Raw genomic sequence first — 21,069 nt, 5'->3', positions numbered from 1 at the left:
GCGAGCTGACGCACTGCCTTACCAGTAGCCGAGCAATTTCCACCAAGTCGTGCCGACAACGGCAAAGATCAGCAGTTCCACCACGCACATGATGAAGCCGACGCGCCACCAGTTGCCCATCGTCACGAAGCCGCTGCCGAAGATGATGGGCGACGTGCCTGTCGCATAGTGGGTCAGGGTCATCATGATGGCCGAGCCGGCCGTCATCATCAGCATGAAGGGCACGTGGTATTCGGCCGGGATCAGGTGCAAGCCCACCGTCAGGAACGCCAGCAGCATGGCGCTGATGTGGGCCGTCGTGCTGGCAAAGAAGTAATGCGAGAAGACAAACACCAGCACCAGGACGGCGGCTATCGGCAGCCAGTCCATGCCGCTGGCGACGATGGCCGCCTTCATGCCGGCCGAGAACCAGGCGATCACGCCCGTCTTGTTCAACTGCTCGGCCATCATCACCAGCGCGCCGAACCACACCAGGGTATCCCAGGCGCTCTTCTCGGACAGCACGTCGTCCCAGTCGATGGTGCCCGTGATGATCAGCACGAACAAGCCGACGAAGGCCACCACCGTCGCATCGAGCGAAAACGCGGGACCGAACAGCATGGCGGGCACGTTGGCCCATAGCAACAGCAGCAGGGCAAAGGTGCCCAGCATGACTTTTTCCGATGGCGACAGCGGGCCCATGCTTTTCAGCTCCGCCTTGGCGTAGGTGACGGCGTCCGGCGTGGCTTTCAGTTCCGGCGGCGACAGCCAGTAGATAATCAAGGGCATGAGCAGCAGGCACACCAGGCCCGGCAGCAGCATGCACAGGGCCCAGGTGGTCCACGTCAGGTGGAAACTCTGGCCGCTGGCCTTGGCCACGAAGTCGACCACCAGCGGATTGGGCGCCGTGGCTGTGAGGAACATGGCCGAGGTGATGGGGTTGGCATGATAGTTGACGAGGGCCAGATACGTGCCGACTTTACCTTCCGTGCCCTTGGCAGGGTCCGAATCGAAGGCGTTGGCGATCGATTTCATGACGGGGTGGACAATGCCGCCACCGCGTGCCGTGTTACTCGGCGTAAAGGGCGCCAGCACCAGTTCGCAAATTGCCAGGCCGTAGCCGATGCCCATGGTGCGCTTGCCCAGCAGGGAAATGAACAGCAGGCCGATGCGGCTGCCTAGCCCCGTCTTTTTCAGGCCGCGCGAAATCAAAATAGCCACGACGATCAGCCAGATCAAGGGATTCGAGAAACTGCTGAGCGCATCCGTGATGGCGCCCTTGGACGAGGTTGACGTTACTTGCGACAATGACACGATGACGATGGCCATCATGGCCATCACGCCGATGGGCATGACTTTTAATATGATCGCCAGGATGGTGGTAAGGAAAATCGCCACCAGGCCCCAGGCCTTGGGCGTCAAGCCGTCCGGCGCCGGCAGCAATAGCATGCTCACCAGCAAGGCCGTGCAAATCAGGGCGGGGACAAGGCGGAATGGGACGGCTTCCTTGAAATGCAGGAACATGTCGCGCACTGTTTTATACATCTTTATTACCTTTCGCTGTGGGTCAGGCATCTTGCCGGTGGGAATCGCGCACGCTGATTCATGGGCTGGGAGGCACAAATAGCGCGCCCGCAAGATGACAGATGCCCAACAATTCTGTTCGGCAATATCATACACGCAAGGCGTCCCCGCCCCCTGCTCCATTCGGCGCGCCCTTCCCGGCAATTGCAAAATCGTTGACCTGCGAGCGACATATCTCACATAATCGCCCCTCATGCAAGCAAAGCCGACAAGGACACCATTGCAAGCCCGCAACCATCATATCGACGCCCTGCGCGGCGCGGCCATCCTGTGCGTGCTGGTGCTGCACTTCGCGCTGGCCTATGGCTTGAAGAACAGCCCGCTCTCGGACTTGCCGGCCTGGCTGCTGGGCGCCGCCTACCAAGGCAATTACGGCGTGACCATGTTCTTCGTTATTTCCGGTTACCTGATCACCTCGACTTCGCTACGCCGCTGGGGTGACCTGGCGCGCATCGACCTGGCGGCGTTTTATGCTTACCGCATCGCCCGCCTGCTACCGGCGCTGCTGCTGGCCCTGTCACTCATCGTGCTGCTGGGCGTGCTGGACGTGCCCTTCTTTGCCAATTCGGATGGCGGCAAGGACTTGCCAGCCAGCTATTTCGTCATCGCCATCGCTTCCATACTGACCTTCTGGCACAACGTGCTGATGCAAAGCGCCGGCTATTTCAATTATTGCCTGAACGTGTACTGGTCGCTATCGGTCGAGGAAATGTTTTATCTGCTGCTGCCGCTGTCGTGCCGCTTCCTGCGCTGGCGCCAGGCGATCATGCTGCTGTGCGGCGCCGCCATCGTGGCCGGCCCCGTTTATCGCAACCTGCACGCGGACAACGAAATCTATTTCATGTATGGCTATGTCGCCTGTTTCGACGCCATCGCCATCGGCTGCCTGACGGCCCTGCTGACACAACACTGGCAGCCGGGCACGCGTGCCGGGCAACTCTTGCGCTGGGTGGCGGGCCTGGCCCTGGCGGCCCTGTATGTGCGCGGCATCGGCGGCCATGAAGTCTTCGGCTTCAGCGCGATCGCGCTGGCCAGCGCCGCCTTCCTCGTGGGCGCCACGGCGGGCCAGGCGGCCAGCCAGGGCCGCCCCGGTCCGCTGCAATGGCTGGGACGGCACAGCTATGAGCTGTACTTGTTCCATATCATCGTGTTGGCCGCCATGCGCAATGTGGTCGACAAGGCGGGCCTGGGCTACGCGGAGCGCCTGCCGTGGCTGGCGCTCTTCCTGGCTGCGACGGCGCTGGCAGCCGCCCTCGTCGCCCGCACCGTGTCCGAACCGGCCAATACCGCCCTGCGCCGGCGCTTCCGGGGCGCCGCCACGGCCGTGCCTGCACGCGCGGGCGGCAGCCCTGGAGCGGCGCCTTAAAAAAGTGAGCCAGGTCAAGCAAGCGCATGTCCACAGCCCGTTTCCGGGCAAATTCCAGCCCGAACTTGCCATCCGCACTATAATGTCGGCACCGTGTGCGGCAGCATTGGCGGCGATAGACGGTAACAATTTCGTGTGGACGCCAGTACAATAGCGTCTGGGCCTACACAGGGTTTCACTTTTGCCAGCAGTTGCCAGCAACTAACCATTTTTTTGACCAGCCAACAAACACTATGAGTTCGATGAATGAAGAGCGCGTATTAAGCGTGCACCACTGGACGGATACCCTGTTCTCCTTTACCACCACGCGCGACCCGTCGCTGCGTTTCTCGAATGGCCATTTCACCATGATCGGCCTGCGCGTCGATGGCAAGCCATTGCTGCGCGCCTACAGTATCGCCAGCGCCAATTACGAAGAGCACCTGGAATTTTTCAGCATCAAGGTGCCGGGCGGCCCCTTGACGTCGCGTTTGCAACACTTGCAAGTGGGCGACACCGTCATCGTCGGGCGCAAGCCGACGGGCACCCTGGTGTCCGACTACCTGCTGCCAGGCAAGCGCCTGTACATGCTGTCGACGGGCACGGGCCTGGCGCCTTTCCTCAGCATCGTGCGCGATCCGGACATCTACGAGCGCTTCGACCAGCTGATCCTCGTGCATGGCGTGCGCCAGGTCGATGAACTGGCCTACCGCGAGCTGCTGGAAGAGCATCTGCCGAAACATGAATTCCTGGGCGAAATGGTCAGCGACAAGCTGCGCTACTACCCGACCGTGACGCGCGAAGACTTCCGCAACATGGGCCGCATCACGGCACTGATCGAGAACGGCAAGCTGGCCGAAGACCTGGGCTTGCCGGAGCTGAACCCGGCCGAAGACCGCGTCATGATCTGCGGCAGCTCGGACATGCTGCGCGACCTGAAAGAGATGCTGGAAGCGCGTGGCTTCAAGGAAGGCAATACCTCGACGCCTGGCGACTTCGTTGTCGAGCGCGCGTTCGCCGAGAAGTAATCCGCAAGTCATCCGCAAGTCATCCGCAACACAGCAGGGGCCCGGCCCCGCCGCTTCCTGCGGCGGCGCCGGGCCTTTTTCATTGGCGCTTCAGCGGGCCAGCGCTGCCCCGCGCTGGTAATGCAAGCCATTCATGAAGCGCTGCACGGGCTGAAAGGCGCTGCTGAGGATATCATCATGCGCCGCGTAATAACGCGTCTCGATCTTCAGCAGGCCCAGCACGGTCGCATCGAGCTTGTCCGTCTGATACGGCCGGTTTTCCAGGGCGGCGCGCGCGGCAGCCGATTGCGGCGCTTGCTGGTTGCTCCAGATCAACATGGGAATTTCATAGCCGCTCTTGTCCGACGCGGAATGACCCGCATGATTGCGGCTGTAGCCCACTTCCTGGCCATGGTCGGAAACAAACAGCAGCGAGGCGGCGCGCCCGGTCTTGGCCTCTTCCGCCATGCCGATCAGGGTGCCCAGCACATAATCGCCATAGCGGATGGCGTTATCGTACTCATCGCGCTGGTTGCGTATCCAGCCTGACCTGCCCTGGCTGGCCATTTGCGCGCTGACAGCGTCCTGCGTCTGGTCGAAATGCGCAAAGTGGCTGGGATAGCGCATGTCATAGCTGGGATGGGCGCCCAGCAAGTGCACTACGATCAGCTTTTTCGGCGCGCTATCGGCCAGTGCAAGGGCGAAAGGCTGGAACAGCTTGCCGTCGAAATTGTTTTCGCCACGTCCAGTACCGTAGTTGATGAAATCGCTTTCATCGGCCTCGCCCGCCAGCAGCCCGATCCAGCCGTCGTTGCGCGTCTGGTTCGAGACCCAGAACGTCTTGTAGCCGGCCGCCTCGGCCAGCATCAGCAGGTTAGGCTTGGCCATCCACGCATCGGGGTTGCCGATATCGGCCGGCGTGAGCATCGTCATCATCGATTCCACCGTGCTGGAGGCGGGCGAAATCACATCATTGAACACCAGCAGCTTGGCGCGCATGGCGTCGAGCCGGGGCGTGGTGGCGCGCGGGTAGCCGTACAGCGACATCGAGGCGCGGTTGGTGCTCTCGCCGATCACCAGGATGACGGTGCGGCCATCCTCGCCCGCATAGCGCACATGCCAGTCGCGCGGCGCTGCCATGGCCGCCGTCAGCGCATGCTGCATGGATTTCATCGCCTCCAGCTGCGCACTGTACTGCTGGTAGCGCAGCGGCCAGAACAGGGCCGGATTTTCGCGCCGCATGGTGGTATTGACGTGCAGCAGCACGAGAAAGACAGCCATGCTGGCGGCAAAGCCTTTTTGCAACAGACCCGGCGCGCGACTGGCGCGCGCCGCTTGCCAGCGCAACAGTTGGCGGTCAGCCAGCAGCAGCGCTGCCGTCACGAGCACAAACCAGCCCGCCGATTGCGCCAGGGCGATGCTGTTGTGCAGGAAAAATTCTCCCGTTTCGGCTTGATCTGTCGCAAACATGGCCTGTAAAACGGCATTTGGATTCGGCCGCATGCCAAAATAGCCACGCAAAAACCCTTTGATGGCGGCGTCGAGGTAGAACACGGGCACCACGATGCGCAGCAGCACGGTGACCGCCCTGGCGCTGCAGCGCCAGGCGTGCAGCACGCCGCCCACGCCCAGCAGGAAGGCCGCCAGCAAGACGCACAATTTCAGGCATTCGTTCGCGCTTAACTGATCGAAGAGGAAGAAAAGCAGCAGTCCAGCAATGCTGAACAGGACACGGCAAAACAGAATCAGCATGGAGGCGACAGGTAACAGGTATTCAAGGGGAACCGGCCCGCGCGGACGGGCCAACGATTGTAGCGTAGTCCCTTGCAGCCTGTACCATCATTTCACGCGTGCTCCTGACAGAAATTGTCAGTACTTTTTATTATGCTTTCGGCAGCAGCAGGCTAGCCAGCCTGTACTATTGATATCTCCACCTGCGACAGGACTTTTTCATGACACGTGCCATTACCATACTGACCGAGAACTTTGCCGATTGGGAAACCGCCCTGTTCAACTCCACGGCACGCCTGTATTACGGTTTTTATACACAGTTCGCCACGCCGGGCGGCCTGCCCGTCACTTCGTCCGGTGGCATGCAGGTCACGCCGCAACTGGCGCTGGAAGCCATTTCACTCGATGAACTCGACTTGCTCATGGTGTGTGGCGGCAGCCACTGGCAAAGCGGCAAGGCGCCCGACCTGGGGCCGTTGCTGCGCGCCGCGCGCGACAAGGGCGTGGTGCTGGCCGGCATTTGCGACGGCACCCGCGTGCTGGCGCAGGCGGGCGTGCTCGACAACGTGCGCCACACCTCCAATTCCGCCGACAACCTGGCCGATGTCGGCTATGCGGGCGGCGCCCTGTACCAGGATGTGCCCTGGGCCGTGGCCGACCAGCGCATCATCACGGCGCCAGGCACGGCGCCCGTCAGTTTTACGCGCGAAGTGCTGCGCAGCCTGGGCATTCACGACGACAACCTGACGGCCTACCTGGCGCTTCACGGGGCTGAACACGGCCAGCCTTCCGTCGCCTGATCTTGCTCCTTGGTACGCAAGTTCTGCCGCCCGCCGCAAAGGGGTGGCAGAATCCGCTCAACTTGATTAAAGTGCATCCCTTACCTGCCCCCGGAAGGATGCGATGCGACGCCTGAAATACCTGCCAGCTTGCCTGATCCTGTTGTGCTGGACGCCCCTGGCGCTGGCCCAGCCTTCACCCCTGTTGACACCGGAACAGCTGCGCGCCGACTTACGCTACGTCCAGGAGTCGATTGCCGCAACGCACCCGCAGCCGGATTTTTCCGCCGATCCCGCCGCCGTGCGGCAAGCCTACGCATACATCGCGGAGCAAATGCAGGCGCCAATGTCGCCTGACCAGGCCTGGCGCCTGCTGGCCATGCTCAATCCCCTCTACGCCGACGGCCACCTAGCCATCACGCCAGCCGGACCGCTGGCGCAAAGCCAGGCTTTCCTCGACGCGGGCGGCAGTTTCTTTCCCTATGAAATGAGCCTGGATACTAGCGGCGCCCTGCGCATCCGCGCGCAGCTAGGCGGTGCGCCGTCGCCGCTGCAAGGCGCGCGCATCACCAGCATCAATGGCGTGCCGGCTGACCAGATCATCGCCGACTTGCTGATCCGCTGCCACGGCGACACGGCCGCGTTTCGCGCCAGCCTGCTGTCGCTGCGCTGGCCTTTCCTGTACTGGAAAGTACTGGGCACGCCGGACAACTATGCCTTGCAGTTTGACAACGGCCAGCAATTGACGGTCGCCGGCGCCGCCACCCTGCCCGCCTATCTGGCCGGCAATGGCAGTTTCGCACAGCAATTCCGTTTCGAATTGTTGCCCCGCAAGGCTGCATTGCTGACCATCAATACCTTCGCCTGGCCGGACAAGGCGCAATTCACGGCGTTCACGGCCAACGCTTTCCGCCAGGTGCAAGAGGCGGGCGTGCGCACGCTGCTGATCGACGTGCGGGAGAATGGCGGCGGCAACGACGACATGTGGATCGATGGCGTGCTGCGCTATATCGCCGACAAACCCTACCGCTGGGCCTCGACCTACCGCAAGAAAGTCATCAAGGGACGCGACAGCGCGAGCGAAAAGCTGGGTGACGTCATCGATGGCGAGATCACTTCCTGGCAGCAGCCCCAACTGGACAATCCGCTGCACTTCTCGGGCGCCACCTATTTGCTGGTGGGCGGCCGCACCTATTCTTCCTCTGTACTTCTGAGCAATGTCATGCAGGACTTCGGCTTTGGCAAGGTGGTGGGAGCTGCAGGCCAGGCACGCACGCGCCAGAGTGGCGGTACGCAGCGTTTCGTGCTGCCCAACAGTGGCCTGGAACTGGGCGTGCCGCGCCTGCTCTTCCAGCGACCGGCGGGCACGAGCGGCCCCGTCCTCCTGCAGCCGGATATCGTGCTGCCGGACAGCCCCTACAATGAACGCGAACTGATCGACGCCGTGCTGGCCCTCCCGGCCCCGCCGGCCTAGTCGGCGGCCAGCACGCGCAGGCGCGCCACGGCGTGCGTGTTGCCGGAGTCCAGGTCCAGCGAACGGCGGTAATGCGTGACGGCCAGCGCCGTGGCACCATCCGCCTCGTACGCTTCGGCCAGGCTGTCGTGGCCGTTTGCCCCTTGCGGGTAGAGTTGCACGCCTAGCTGGAAAACGGCGACTGCCTGTTTCGGCTGCTGCCGGCGCAGCAGGCGGTAGCCCCAGGCATTCAAGTCTTCCTCGGTGGGAGCAGACAGCCCATGCTGACGCCGGATGGCCGCCAATTTCTTGTCCAGCCCGTCGAAACCGTCGCTGGCCGCTGTGTTGCGCAGCAGATGCGTGGCATACGCGCCGCCGCGCTGCTGGCGCAGGGCGGGAATATAGAAGCCGGCGACGGTATCGATCAGCTGTTCCGGCTGGCCGCCGGCCAGGTTGCTGAGGATAATGACGGCCAGGCCATCGTCCGGATACACATAGAAGGCGGAACGGGCGCCGCCGATGCCGGCCACCGCGCGGTGGGCATCGCGGCCGATGGTGGGCCAGCCCAGCGCCCACGGCGCCGGCTTGCCGTCATTCAAGCTGGTCGGCTGCCACAGCCGTGCCACGCTGGCCGGTGACAGCAAGCGTCCCGACTGCAGCGCGATGAGCCAGTTCGCCAGTTCACCCGCATTGCTGTTGATGCCGGCCCCGGCGCGCATGAACACGGGAAAATCCTCGTTCACGTTGCGGTAACCCTTGCCGCCCCTGTCCAGCACGTAGGAACTGGCCTTGCCCACCACCACGTCCTTCGCGTCGCCAAAGCCGCTGTGCGGCATGCCCGCCACGTCAAACTGCTGCCGCTGGATGTAGGAGACAAAGGGCTGGCCGCTTTGCCGCTCGATCAATTGCGCCAGCAACACGTAATTGGTCTGGTTATAGCGGTAGCGCTCGCCTGGCTGGGCTTCCACCGGCAGCGCCTGCACGGCTTGCCACGCCGCATCGGCGTCGTCCGGCTGCGGCCCCACCAGCTTGCCGCTGCGCTGGTCCAGCACATCGGGCAAGCCCGAAGTATGGTTAAGCAACTGGGTCACCGTCACGGCTTGCCAGGCTGAAGGCAATCCCGTCAGGTACTGGCCGATCGGTGCAGCCAGGTCGATCTTGCCCTGTTGCACCAGTTGCATCACGGCCACGCCCGCAAACGCTTTCGTCGCCGAATTGATGGAAAACAGGCTGGCGTCTGTTACAGGCACCTGGTATTGCAGGCTGGCCAGGCCGAAATTGCGCGACAGCACAACCTTGCCGCGCTGTATCACTGCCAGTTGCAACCCTGGAATCTGGCGCTCCTGCATTTCGCTGCGCACAAAGGCGGCGATATCCCGCTGGGCCTGGTTTTGCTGCTGCGCGGCTGGCAAGGTGCTGGCGCCCATGGCGCCTGCCGGAAACGCTGCCGCGAAGGCCAGGGTCAGGGCCAGGGCGGCGGATGAAAAATGAACACGCATCGTACGGCTCTCTCTCTCGTAATCTGGATCATGCGGGGCAAGCGGGCCTGCTGCGTTGGCGCGGCCCGGACGACAAAGCGCCGCATATCCGGCCAAGTCGGGCATGCGGCGCATGGTGGCCTTGAAGGGGCCACTATTGCAAAATAGCACTATTGCAAATAAATGTATATACGCGCATACATCAGCTTGCCTACGTCAAGGCCCCCTCCCCCTGCAGCCTGGGCGCCGGCTCGGGATCCAACGCTCCCAGCAGTGGCGGCAGCACGCAGTGCTGCAGCATGGCGCGGTGCGCCAGGGCGCGTTCCAGCAGCGCATGCGTTTCCTGGCGCAGCCTGTCGACCAGGGGATCGCGCCCCACATCGTCTGCCTCGCGGCCGGCGCGCGCCGCCAGGGTGGCGCGCAAGCGTGCGCGTGCCGCATCGGCGCTGACCTGGCCCGCTTGCAGCATGGCGGCGACAGGCGGACTGAACTGGTTGCCTTGCGCATTGCTCGTCAGGTTCGCCTGGCTGGCCAGATAGGTGGCCAGACGGCCCGACGTCCAGATCAGGCTCAGCGTTTCCGACATGGCCGTCTCGGCCAGGCCCGCCAGCGCCATGAACTGGATCAGGCGCGCCACGCTGCCGTCGAGCGCCGCCAGCTCCGCCTTCGCATCGGCCGCGATGCGGCCGTTGTATTGCGCAATCCAGCGCTGCTGCACGGGATGCATCGCGCGCTGGATCTGCACCAGCAGGCTATTGCCGATGATCAACAACTGGCTGTCGACCACCTGCCCCGCCACCAGGCGCAGCTGCGCCACCGGCTGGCGCGCGCCGCGGAAGGCCACCCACAGCGTGACTTGCTTCTCGTCGCTGACCAGCGACAGGTCGGCCACGCGCAAGACGTGGGCCACGGCCAGCACGCGCTGCAGCTTGACCGCGCGCCAGCCCAGGCCGGGGCTGGTCAGGAAGCGCGACATGCTGCCCAGGTGGCTGGCGCGCTCGGCCAGTTGCGTTGCGGCAACGCTCTCCATTTCCAGCTCGGCCAGGTCGAGCACGGGAACGGCGTCGAACATCAAGCCATGCAGCAAGGCGGCGTCGCCCAGCCGGCCCGGCGGCAGCCGCCATTCCTGGCTGTTCTGTACGGGAATGATGGCGCGGCAGCGCGCTCCCAGGCCGGCCAGCGCCTGCACGTAGTCATCGAGCAAGCCGTCGAGGAACGCTTGATTGTCGGCAAAATCGCTGAGAAACCCTTCCAGCGTTTCCGACGGCGCCACGATCAGTTCGTCCAGATCGGCAATCATGCCCTGCGGATGGTCGGAGAACTGCATCAGGTGTTCGGACACCCACAACAAGCGGCTGGCCAGCGTCTTGCCATAGGCGGCAGAAAAATACACGCGCTGGCTGGCTTCCTCCGCCCCCGTACTGCGGCGCACATAAAAATCATGGCAGTCGCCGATGCGGTTGATGCTCACCTGCCCGGCCTGGCGCGTCGCCACGCCCGTCGGCAGCGGCCAGGTTTGCAGCCAGCTGCTGTCGAGCGTGTCTTCCAGCTTCCGGCGCGGCAGGCCCAGCAGCTTGTTGCGCACGCCGTTCACCAGGCGGTTGCGGTAGTCGGCCAGGCGCGCGGGGTCATCGGCCAGGCGCGGGCCGTCGTCCGCCGCTGCCGTCGCCGCGTGCAAGCTTTCCGTCTCGGCGTTGAAAATGGCGATATCCATCGTCGCATAGTCATCCATCAGGCTCACGGTCATCATTTCTTGCAGATAATGCAAGTCGCTGCCCAGCTTATCCTCGATCAGGTCGAAACGGCGTTCGACGCTGTCGAAACCCCGTTGCATGGCCAGCAGCACCTGCCCCGTAGCTTGCCGCGTCTCGGCGCGACCGGCGGCAAAGCCTTCATCCATTTGCGCCGACAGTTCGGCCACCTGGCGCCCCAGTTCGCGCCCCAGGCCGTCGATCTTGTCCTCGATGCCGTCCAGGCGGTTGTAGATGCCGGCCTGCATCGACGCCAGTTGCTGCGACATGGCCGCCAGGCTTTCCTGCAATGCCTTGCCCACCTCTTCGATCTGCTTGCTCAAGGCCTTGTACATTTCCTCCATCGGGTCGGGTGGCGGGCCATAAATGGCGCACTGCACGATATTGAACGCGGCCATGCCGATGGAGAACATCATGGAAATGCTGTCGCCGCCCTTGCCGATGGAACCGAGCCCCTGCATGGCGCGCATCTGTTTCCAGCCGTAGGCAATGGTGGCCACGGCGATGCCGATCTGCACGACGCGGTTCGCCCACGTCAGGATGGTCTTGGCCACTTCCGCAAACTTGCCCGAGATTACGCCCTTGTCCTGCAGCCAGTCGAGCGCCGAGGAGCCATAATGGGCGATGCTGTCGGCCAGCAGCGCGTAATCCTGCATCTTGCTGATCTTGCGCTGGGCCGCCTCCAGCTGCCCCTTCAGCTTGGCCTGCTGCTCGAGCTGGCGCAGGCGCTGCGGATCCATGTCGCGCTTGCGGCGCAGGCTGTCGACTTCGCCGATCGCCTTGCTGCGCGCCGCTACCGCGTCCTTTTCCACGCCGTCGAGCCGCGTATGCTCGTGCTCGAGGGCATCGTCATACAGGTCGTCGGGCAACAACTGATGTTCGCTCATGCCCGCAGGCAACTTGACGTCGATGCCCGCCTTGCGCAGCTCGGCCGCCGACATGCCGAACGGCTTGTTTTCCAGGTCCTTGACCAGCTCGCGGCGCGCGCGGGTATTGCTCAGGGTCGCATCGGCCTGCGCCGCGTTGCGGGTCAGCTCGTCGATGCGCGCCGTGTACGGGCTTTTCAGCAGGCGCTCATCTTCCTGCGCCTGCAGCTTGCTGTCGACCAGCATATTGTTTTGCCACGTCTGCACCATGAATTTCATCTGCGTGGCGCGCACGGTCTGTTCCAGGCGCCGCCTGCGGCTGGCTTCTTCGTCGATGTCGGGCGCGGGCGGCACGGCCGCCGCGTCGACGGCATCGAGCACGCGGCGCACCGGGGCATTGCTGCTGCGCGCTGGCAGCGGCGTGACCGCGTCCGTTTGCTCAGGCAGCGCCGTCGGGTCCTGCGCCAGATACGGCGGATCTTCCGCCCAGCTGAACCACTGTTGCGCATAGGCATTCACATCGCCTTGCGGTATCCACGGTGCGGGCGCGCGCAGGGCCAGCAATGCGGCGGCGGCGGGCAAGGCCAGAGCGGCGCCCTGCGGCGTCGTGCAAGACCACAGCAGCAATTGCTGCATGGCCAGGCCGGCCATGGCCGCACCGCCAGAGAATTCCCCCAGCGCCGTGTACGGGTCCTGCACCGCCGCCAGGTCGGACACGACCAGCCGGCCGGCGTCCAGCTCCTGCTGGTGATAGGCGCGCACGGCGGCCCCCATGCCGCTGACCAGGGCATCGGCTGCCGCCCCCATGGGCGCGGCCATCCACGGCGCCATTTCCAGCAAGGCCGTCACTTCGCTCGGCAGGCCCTGCACGGCCAGCCCGGGGCGCAGCACGGGATCATCCCAGCCGTTCGGCGTCAGGGCGTCGCGCCCGGCCTGCATCAGCATACGATAGTGGGCCGGCGCGCGCCGGGACAGCGGTTCTTGCGGCGCACCAACGGGCGCCGGCCAGCCCAGTTCCACCAGCGCGGCATAATGCAGCAGCGCCAGGTCGTAGACGGCGGGTTCGCTGACGAGGTGGTAGGCGTCCGGACGCTTGGGGCGCGCAGCCGCGGCCACCAGTTGGCGGCACTCCTGGCGGCGCCACGGCCGCACCTTGTCCGCCGCCGTCCAGATGGCGTCGATGGCGGCGATGAAGGCGTCGGGGTCGGCATGGCGCTGGCCCAGCAGCTGCGCCAGCACCTGCTGCAAATCCTCGCCCACGCCTTCTGCCTGCTTGCAATCATCGGCCCGAGCGCCGTCGGGCACCAGCAGGTGCATCAGGCAGGCGTCGCCCTCCCCGCGCGCCGCCGCCAGCAGCGCATCATCGATGGCGTAATCCTGCACCAGATGCTGCACCTGCCGCGCCGTTTCCGGCAGCACCGGCGCCAGTGCGGTGGCGATCAGGGTGGCGATGCGCGGGTTGTCGCTCAGGAAGGCCGCGGTTGCCGGCGCGATGGACGCGCCCGCCAGCGGCAGGTCGGGCAGCAGGTAGGGCGTGCTGGCCAGCAGTTCGGGCGGCAGCAAGGCGGCCAGCACGGGTTCATTCAGCAAGGCGCTCGTGCGCTCGGCGTTGCCGCCGCTCCACAAGGGGGCGCCGGCCGCAGTCAGCTGGGGCAAGATGGCGCAGTGCTGCGCGCGCAAGGCCGTTTCGGCCAGGCTTTCCTGCGCGCCGCTGGCCGCATCGGTGGCCAGCAGGTCGGGCGGCGCCCCTTCCGCCAGGGCTTGCGCCATGCCGGCCTGGTTGCCGGCGGCAGCCAGATGATGTAGCCAGGAACGGCCGTCATCGGCATCGCGCCAATTCCAGCTGGGCTGAAGGCAAGCCTGCGCGCGCGGCCAGCCACGCGCCGCCAGGTAGCGCAACTCGCGTCCCTTGGCAATCACCACGTCGCCGCTGTCCAGCACGACGGCAGCGTCGGCCGAACGGCTGGAACTGAGGCGTTGCAGCATCACATAGCCATTGCCGCGCCGGCCCCAGAACATGTATGCGCCGTCGCTGATGCTGAGAAAGCCGCCCTGCGGCAGCGGCAGCAGCACGCGTCCGACCTGTTCGCCGTCGCTGAGCGCCGCCCATGCGGCGGCCTGCGGACGTTCGGGCTGCAGGGCAGCCGGGCCGTAGGCCTGGTAATTGCCATTCGCCGTCAGGACCGCCACGCAGCCGTCGGACAAGGCGCTCAAAAAGGCGATGGCGCCCCAGTCCTCCCGCGTAGAACGGGGCACGGCCGCCTGCAACGCCAGCTTGCCGCCCTCTATCTTCCACAAGGCCACCGATGGCACCTCGGCGCTGCGCGCCGCGCCGCTCAGCAGCAAACCGCCCGGCAGCGCGACGAGCGCCGTCGCCGCCAGCGGCATGGACGGCGACAACTGCCATGCCTGATCGCGCCGGGCCGGTGCCGTGACAGTGTGCAGCGCCGTGCCGTCGAAGAACAGCGCCTGTTCGCCCCAGCCAGCCAGCAAGCTCCCCGCCTGCGGCGCCAGCCCGGCAGCGATGCGCAGGACGGGCGCCTTGCTGTCTTGCACATCGATGCGCGCCAGTTCGCCATTTTGCTGCAGCACAAGCAGGCGCCCCGATGGCAAGGCCAGCAGGGAGACCACGGGCGCGGCCAGATGCCAGGCAGATTTGGTTTCCCACTCCCACGGCGCGACAGCACGGTTGGGCGCCATGATCTGCACGGCGCCGTCCGACAAGGCCAGCGCCAGGCGTCCTCCCGGCAGGGCCGCCATCGCCAGCACCCCGGCGCTCACCGTCATGTCGCGGCTTTCCAGCGGCGCACCATAGTCGCGGCCGGCGCTCCACAGTGGCCGGGCCGGCAACGCCGTACCGGCCCTGGCCGCGCGCCGGTACAGACTGGAATCGGGTAAGGTCAGCAGTTCAGGCTGCGCTGGCGGGCGTTCCTGGCGCAGTTCGTCGCCGATGGCGCGCAGCAGCGAGCGCGGGTCGCTGGCCGGCAAGTCGCCGGACAGGTCCCAGGCCATGACACCGCCCAGCGATTCTGTCTTGGCATAGCGGAGCTTCTCGCGTATCGAGGCGGGATCGTCATACGTCACGGAAATGGCCGGCATGCCATCGTGCGCCGGCACATACAGATACGGCGCGCGCGCCTTGGGATGCAAGCCGGGCGCCACGAAATTGGGAAACTTGTCGGAGCGGCTGCCCAGCTTCATCTGGCTGGCGATATGGCTATACAGATAAGTGCCGGGCTGGTCGGCGAACTGTCCTTCGGCGGGGCCATCCGTGCGGCAATTGATGCCCAGGCGCGCGTCGGGATCGCGCTGGCCGCCCGCTTCCGGCACCACTTTCACGCCGCGCCCGTAGATAGGCAGGCCCAGCGAGAGCTGCTGGCGCGTAAAGCACAGGCGGTCGGCATAGCCGAGCATGGTAGTCAGCGTTTCGCGCACGCCGCTTGGCTGTTCGCCCGCGCCGGCGTCGGAAGCGGCCAGCATGGGCGCGTTGAAATCCGAATAAGTGAGCCAGGGGCCGCCATAGTCATACGTCATCATGTGGATGGTGTCGACCAGACGTCCGATGGGGCGCCAATAGGTGTCGCTGCCGGACGGCAAATCCCCGCTGTCGATCAGGCGGATCTTTGCCGCCGCGGCTGGCGAGGCAATGCCCAGGTAAATCTTGCGCTGCTCGGGATTGAAACTGGCGTTGGCCTCGGCGGTGCGCAGCGCCTGCAGGATGCGCACGTAGGCGGGCCCGTCGTCCTTGCCCGGATACTCCCAGTCGATTTCAATGCCGTCAAACCCCATCAGCACCACGGTTTGCACCATCGCCTCGGCAAAGCGCTGTGCCTTGACCGGGTCGTTGCCAACCATGCTGAACAGCTCGGCAGCAGGCTGGATTTTCTGCTGCAGCGCAGCTGCCAGCGCCAACTGGATGCGCACGCTGTCTTCCGGAGGATAAGCGCCGCGTGCGCCCGTGCCGAATGTCTCGCTGCCCACCGCGCGCCCCACATCCGCCCAGCGGTTATCGAGGTAGGTGGGAATGAAGGCCTTGGACCAGGCAAAGCGGGTGGCCGTCGCGCTGGGCTGCACCACGCTGCCGTTCACCGTCAGCGGCGCCCACAGCCGATAGTACATTTCTACCGCTTCCTGCCCGCTCATGATGCGGTACACGCTGACCGTGACATCCTTGTTGAGCGGCACCGCGCGCGACGCCGCTTCCTGCATTTCGCGCAGGCTGAAGCAATCGCACACCTCGAATTCCATTACCTTGGGCCAGCCGCCGACGATCAGGTGCACTTTCAGGTCGGGATTGAGCTGCTTCATGAATTGCAGTGAGGAAAGCTGCCAATCATCGCCCCAGTGGTCGGCACTGGCCGGCGTGCCGTCCGGATTGATCGTGAACATGCCATACGACAACTCGTTGATGTTCTGGAACGGCACGTCGCGGATGAACACGTCGCGCTGGTAGCCGAAATAGTTCGCGTAATAGCCGAGCGAGCGGCGCGAAAAGGCGGCGGCCGTCACCAGGTTGCGGCAAGACTGGTCGATCACGCGGCTGCGCTTGTCGCCCATGCTGGCCTGCAGCAGGTCTAGCGGCACCTCCAGCCAGTCGGCGCTGCCATCAAACTGGACGCGGATCGTTGGCAGGCGGGTCAGGCCATCGATCGAGGAGCGGCAGACCAGGTATTTGAAACTGCTGACATATGACAGGTCGCGGCCCAGGTTGGCTGGAATCACGGCCGGCTTGCGCGCATACTCAATTTGGTAGATATATTCCGGCATGCCGTCGATGACCATTCGGCCCGTCTGTTCCGTGCCGACGCTGACCACGGCTGCATAGCCGCCCGATTTGTAGACCACCTTCCGCGTATAGTCCGCCGGATGCTCTTCCGACGAGGCCAGCGCACCCCATGGCGCAAAGAACTCGTCCGTGGCGCACATTGCCTGTTCGTCCAGAGTGCCTTCGTGCCTGTTCATCTCGGCCAGGAAGTACTCTTCCTTCTTCTGCGGCCAATCCTTCTCTTCTATCTTTTTCCCCGCCATGATGGTATCGAGGCTGTTTTTGTTTTTGAGGTAGCCGATGGCGATATTCAGGGTGATTTCCAGCTTGGAAATATACACATCCTGCTGCCCCTGATTCAGCAACACGATCGTATCGACACCATTACGCTTGTGGAACTGCCATTTCAATCCGTATTCCGCGGTAGACTTTTTCATCTCGGCTCCGTATCCAGGGCGATTAAGGAAATGAAAGTCTAGTCCACAAGAAATATTTATAACTGAGCAAAACTTACATGGCCAGTCTAGCCCTCCTCCGTCCAGACGTCCTCATAGCCTTCCCGGTCGAGAATGAATCTGGCGCCACTGGGCAAGGCCAGGTAATCGACCACCTGCGGCAGCATCTCGTGCAGGTGTTGCGCATGCAGGGGCTGGTAAAAGCCGCTGGCGTCGTCGTGTTCGCCGCAGTGGATGAACCAGCTGATGGTGCCGTTTTCCGGCAGCACGATGCGCGTACCGTATATGGGCGATTGGTCCAGGCTGCCGATGGCCAGGGCCACCATGGGCTCGGGCGCCTGCGCCGGCAAGCCGAATTTGTCGCAGATGCGCCGTTGTGTTTCGCTGATCAGTTCAGTCATGGTGCTCTCAGGATCCTATGTAGTGGTAATGCAGGCGCAGCGCGCCGTCGTGGCCGGAAATTTCCAGGTGCAAGGTCACTTCGCCCGGCTTGCCATCGGCCAGCAACAGGCATTCCATACCCAGCGGCCCGGCGTCGGTGGCATACACGTCGACGGCGGGACGGCCACCCTTGCCCGGCACAAAAGCCTGCGCCAGCGGTGCCAGCGACAGCGCCTGGTTTGCCAAGAAATAGCTGTCGAGCATCTCGACGACCTCCTGGGCCACGGCCGGAGACAAGGACCAGTCGCGTTGCAGCGCAACAGGATCGCGCCGGTCGAGCGTGTGTACGAAGGCTGCCGCCTGCGCATACGCTTGTTGCCGCAAGCTGTCAGTCATGCTCATGTCCATACTACAACTCCTGTCCCGTTCATTCAACAGGCGTAATTATAGGGCGTGACCTGGTGGATGCCACACTCTCGCCATGCCGACAGTTGCATGACAGTCCGGCAACCCTGTAAAGTGAGTCACGATGAAAAAAACCTACCATGGCAGTTGTCACTGCGGTGCCGTGCGCTTCGCGGCCGAGATCGACCTGGCGGCCCCCAGCCTGCGCTGCAACTGTTCGTTCTGCCTGAAAGTACGCTGCTGGGCCAGTCTGGTGCCACCCTCGGCCTTCCGCCTGCTGGCCGGCAAAGGGGACTTGAGCGAATACCGCTTCGGCGCCGGCCGCGAACGCCACTATTTTTGCCGCCATTGCGGCGTGCGCCCGTTTGGCCACGGCGATTCTGCACGCAGCGGTCCGTTTATCGGCATCAGCGTCAGTTGCCTCGATGACGCGTCGGTGGCTGAACTGGCCAAGGTGCCAGTCACTTTTATCGATGGCTGGCATGACGAGTGGGATACGCCGCCGCAGGAAACGCGGCATCTGTAAAAATGCAATGCAGAAATGGTTGTCACGCACCACGGAGTTTTCCTACGTGGTGACAGGTAGTGTCCCTATGGTGAAGCGAGCGTCGGGCAGCGAAAATGACTTCACCGGTGCTGCACGGCGCCGGATGCCAGGCAGGCGCATCCTAATCCATCCTCACGCCATCGTTGGTGTGGATGATGTCGCAGACTAACCATAGGGGTAACAATCATGACTTCAAACAGCAACGACAAAAGCGGCAAGCAGTCGGACAAACAGCAATCAGGCAATCAACAGTCAGACAAACAGCAGTCGGACAAGCAGGCCGGCACCCGCCAGTCATCCGGTGGCACCCAGGGCGGCAAGCAGGAGCAGCATGTCGAGGGGGGCCGCCAAGGCCACAAGAATGACGGCGACAAGCAATCCGGTTCGCAACAATCGGGACTAGGCAAGAGCGGTAGCGAGCAAGCGGGTTCCGGCGCCGGTTCGCGCGGCGGCTCGCATGAGCAGCACGTGGAAGCGGGACGTCAAAGCCACAAGAATGATGACAAATCCTGATTGCCGGGTCGTGTGACTGCCGGCAAATCAGCCGGTAATGTACAGTAGCATGGGCCGGTGCGGCAGTCACGTGCCGGCCCATGGGCACCGCCCGGCCAAGCCCGCCATTTCATGCATGGTCCGACAGGTGACATGCGAAAGGCCGTTGTCTGGATCGGCATTCTGGGTGATAATTACGCCCATGAACGATACCACCACCTTACCCCCATTGCCCGATCGCCTGTCGATCGACCCTAGCAGCCCTTACCACGTTGCAGCCGTGTTCGAGAACGACGTCGGCATCCGCTTCAACGACAAGGAACGCCTTGACGTGGAAGAATATTGCATCAGCGAACGCTGGATCAAGGTCGCTTCCACCAAGTCCCTCGACCGCCGCGGCCGTCCGCTGCAGATCAAGCTGAAGGGTAAAGTCGAAGCCTTTTACCGCTAAGCAACACACTGAGCAACACATGCAGTTGTCATCGAGGCCGATTTCCGTCGGCCTTTTTTACGTCTGCAGGTATTGCTCAGCCGCGTACCGATCAAGCGGCCGGCGGCGGCTGGAAGGCGCAAAAACCCGGCCACTGGTCGCGGCTGTCGCACACTTTCAGGCAGCCTTTATTATCCTTGAACGTGGCGACGACCTTGATGGGGAAGCCGAATTTTGGCGTGGTGGCCAGGAAGGCGGACGGGCAGCTTTGCTCGTTGCTGAAACGAAAAGTGATTTCTTCGCGGCGGCCCTTGCGCTCAAAACTCAGCATGAAGGTTTCATTGCTGTTCCACTGCGCCTTGCCCGGCACGCGGAAGCGGTAGCGCGGGTTGCCCGGCTGTTGGCCTTCAAGTTTCAGGCCGAAGACGCGGCTGCTGGCCGTGGCCGTCTCGACCTTGGCAACCGGATACACGACGGCAAACATGTAGGTGCCGGCGAAACCCTGGTCGAAACCGAGTCCCTTCTGGTAGAACGGCACGACGATATGCGGCGCGCCCGCGTATTCCACCGTGTTGCGGGCCGTCACGCGCGACGTCAGCTTGTCATCGGGCACTTGCCCGAAGACCACGTCCAGTTCCAGCAACGCTTGTTGCTTGTCGATATCTTGCGCCAGATAGTCCTTGGGGAACATTTCGCCGTGCACGCAGCCGGCCAGCAAGGAGGCGGCGAAGCAGCCGGCGATAAGTTTAGGTATTGTCATGGCTGTTTTCCCTCCGGCGGCGCGGTAGCGAGGCCCAGCCCCGTCACTTGCCAGCCATTCTTGCCTTGTTTCCATTGAAATTGCTGGCCGAACCAGGCCAGTTCCAGCTCGCGCCGGATGCGGTTCGAATCCGTGCGGCCCTGGCGCGCCTTGATGGCGGCGCCCGCCTGTTCGGAAGCCGCCTCCGACAAGGGCTTCAACCACCGTTGATAGGTGTCTGGCGGCAAGGCCAGCACGCCGGCCACGCCGTCGTCACGCGTGGCGACAATAATCTGCAGCTTGGTCAGTTTCCTGGCGAGATAGGCGCCGCGCCGGCCGTCGGGCGAAACGGAGACCAGCATGGCGGGCGCGTAATCGCCAGTGACGGTGTCCGGCATGTCAAACCACAGCAGCTCGCCCGTGCCCGTATCGAGCGCGCGGCCGTCGCGGGCAAACAGCAGCATTTCGCTGCGGCCCGGCTGCGGCACGCCCCATTCGGGGTCGCGCTCCGTGCGCACCATGCTGTCGCGCTGCATGGGACTGATGGGGCGCATCAGCGGTTCGCCATTCTGCACGGCGATGAGGATGGTGCCCTGCCCCGTATAGCCCTTGCCAAACGCCAGCAGCATGGGCTGGCCCTCGCGCGTGGCTTTGAGGGGGCGCACTTCCACCACTTCGCGCGCGCCGCCGGGCCAGTAGCCGTGCTGACGGAAAGACAAAGTGACGAGCGAGTCAAAGCGGTCGTTTGTGACGACGAAGTCGCCGTACTGTTTGGTCAATGGCACATACGGCGTTTGCGCTTGCGCGGCGGGCACGAAGGCAGCAGCCAGGCTGGCGGCAGCCGCCAGGCGGCGCAGGGGGAAAGAAAGGGACAGCATGGCA

15 protein-coding genes are annotated in these 21,069 nt (G+C 63.9%); 7 read left to right on the top strand and 8 right to left on the bottom strand.

Annotation, left to right across the window (positions count from 1 at the left end):
* Positions 1-18: 18 nt before the first annotated feature.
* A complete protein-coding gene (locus ACQ4W0_RS14795) occupies positions 19-1,524 on the bottom strand; it encodes a DASS family sodium-coupled anion symporter (RefSeq protein ID WP_436577402.1) in 1,506 nt (501 codons plus the stop codon).
* Positions 1,525-1,783: 259 nt separating this feature from the next.
* Here ACQ4W0_RS14795 and ACQ4W0_RS14790 point away from each other — a divergent pair, with 259 nt between their 5' ends.
* Complete coding sequence (locus ACQ4W0_RS14790; RefSeq protein WP_436577401.1) at positions 1,784-2,929, top strand: acyltransferase family protein; 1,146 nt, start codon at positions 1,784-1,786, stop codon at positions 2,927-2,929.
* Between the two features lie 233 nt (positions 2,930-3,162).
* The gene (locus ACQ4W0_RS14785; RefSeq protein ID WP_102123883.1) at positions 3,163-3,936 is read left to right on the top strand and encodes a ferredoxin--NADP reductase; all 774 of its coding nucleotides are present in this window, start codon (positions 3,163-3,165) and stop codon (positions 3,934-3,936) included.
* 90 nt (positions 3,937-4,026) lie between these two features.
* On the opposite strand, the gene ACQ4W0_RS14780 is transcribed toward ACQ4W0_RS14785, so the two are convergent.
* Positions 4,027-5,667, bottom strand: coding sequence for a phosphoethanolamine transferase (locus ACQ4W0_RS14780; protein WP_436577400.1), 1,641 nt, complete (start codon positions 5,665-5,667; stop codon positions 4,027-4,029).
* A 200-nt stretch (positions 5,668-5,867) separates the two neighbouring features.
* Here ACQ4W0_RS14780 and ACQ4W0_RS14775 point away from each other — a divergent pair, with 200 nt between their 5' ends.
* Positions 5,868-6,446, top strand: a complete 579-nt coding sequence (locus ACQ4W0_RS14775; RefSeq protein ID WP_436577399.1) for a type 1 glutamine amidotransferase family protein — start codon at positions 5,868-5,870, stop codon at positions 6,444-6,446.
* Positions 6,447-6,549: 103 nt separating this feature from the next.
* Positions 6,550-7,899: a S41 family peptidase gene (locus ACQ4W0_RS14770; RefSeq protein WP_436577398.1), complete on the top strand. Its 1,350-nt coding sequence runs from the start codon at positions 6,550-6,552 to the stop codon at positions 7,897-7,899.
* Here ACQ4W0_RS14770 and ACQ4W0_RS14765 read toward each other — a convergent pair.
* The 4 genes from ACQ4W0_RS14765 to ACQ4W0_RS14750 form a co-directional block, all read right to left on the bottom strand.
* The gene (locus tag ACQ4W0_RS14765; protein ID WP_436577397.1) at positions 7,896-9,377 is read right to left on the bottom strand and encodes a serine hydrolase domain-containing protein; all 1,482 of its coding nucleotides are present in this window, start codon (positions 9,375-9,377) and stop codon (positions 7,896-7,898) included. The genes ACQ4W0_RS14770 and ACQ4W0_RS14765 overlap by 4 nt on opposite strands.
* 190 nt (positions 9,378-9,567) lie before the next feature.
* Positions 9,568-17,175: a glycosyl hydrolase family 18 protein gene (locus ACQ4W0_RS14760; protein ID WP_436577396.1), complete on the bottom strand. Its 7,608-nt coding sequence runs from the start codon at positions 17,173-17,175 to the stop codon at positions 9,568-9,570.
* Between the two features lie 86 nt (positions 17,176-17,261).
* Positions 17,262-17,594 carry an immunity protein Imm33 domain-containing protein gene (locus tag ACQ4W0_RS14755; protein WP_436577395.1) on the bottom strand — a complete coding sequence of 111 codons (333 nt, stop codon included), beginning with the start codon at positions 17,592-17,594 and terminating at the stop codon, positions 17,262-17,264.
* 7 nt (positions 17,595-17,601) lie between these two features.
* A complete protein-coding gene (locus ACQ4W0_RS14750) occupies positions 17,602-17,970 on the bottom strand; it encodes a hypothetical protein (protein WP_436577394.1) in 369 nt (122 codons plus the stop codon).
* Positions 17,971-18,103: 133 nt separating this feature from the next.
* Between ACQ4W0_RS14750 and ACQ4W0_RS14745 the strand changes: the two genes are divergently transcribed.
* The 3 genes from ACQ4W0_RS14745 (at position 18,104) to ACQ4W0_RS14735 (ending at position 19,469) form a co-directional block, all read left to right on the top strand.
* Positions 18,104-18,505, top strand: a complete 402-nt coding sequence (locus ACQ4W0_RS14745; RefSeq protein ID WP_436577393.1) for a GFA family protein — start codon at positions 18,104-18,106, stop codon at positions 18,503-18,505.
* A gap of 207 nt (positions 18,506-18,712) precedes the next feature.
* Complete coding sequence (locus ACQ4W0_RS14740; protein WP_436577392.1) at positions 18,713-19,039, top strand: hypothetical protein; 327 nt, start codon at positions 18,713-18,715, stop codon at positions 19,037-19,039.
* 181 nt (positions 19,040-19,220) lie between these two features.
* Positions 19,221-19,469: a DUF3297 family protein gene (locus tag ACQ4W0_RS14735; protein WP_010398340.1), complete on the top strand. Its 249-nt coding sequence runs from the start codon at positions 19,221-19,223 to the stop codon at positions 19,467-19,469.
* 91 nt (positions 19,470-19,560) lie between these two features.
* Here the strand turns inward: ACQ4W0_RS14735 and ACQ4W0_RS14730 are convergent, their stop codons facing one another.
* Both ACQ4W0_RS14730 and ACQ4W0_RS14725 read right to left on the bottom strand, forming a co-directional pair.
* A complete protein-coding gene (locus ACQ4W0_RS14730; protein WP_436577391.1) occupies positions 19,561-20,208 on the bottom strand; it encodes a hypothetical protein in 648 nt (215 codons plus the stop codon).
* Entirely contained in the window at positions 20,205-21,065 is an 861-nt protein-coding gene (locus ACQ4W0_RS14725; protein WP_436577390.1) for a hypothetical protein, read from the bottom strand. Before ACQ4W0_RS14725 ends, ACQ4W0_RS14730 begins: the two co-directional genes overlap by 4 nt.
* Positions 21,066-21,069: the final 4 nt, after the last annotated feature.

It is taken from the genome of Janthinobacterium breve (genome assembly GCF_051380895.1).
Taxonomy (GTDB): domain Bacteria; phylum Pseudomonadota; class Gammaproteobacteria; order Burkholderiales; family Burkholderiaceae_D; genus Janthinobacterium.
This window is presented reverse-complemented; position numbering and strand designations above follow the sequence as displayed.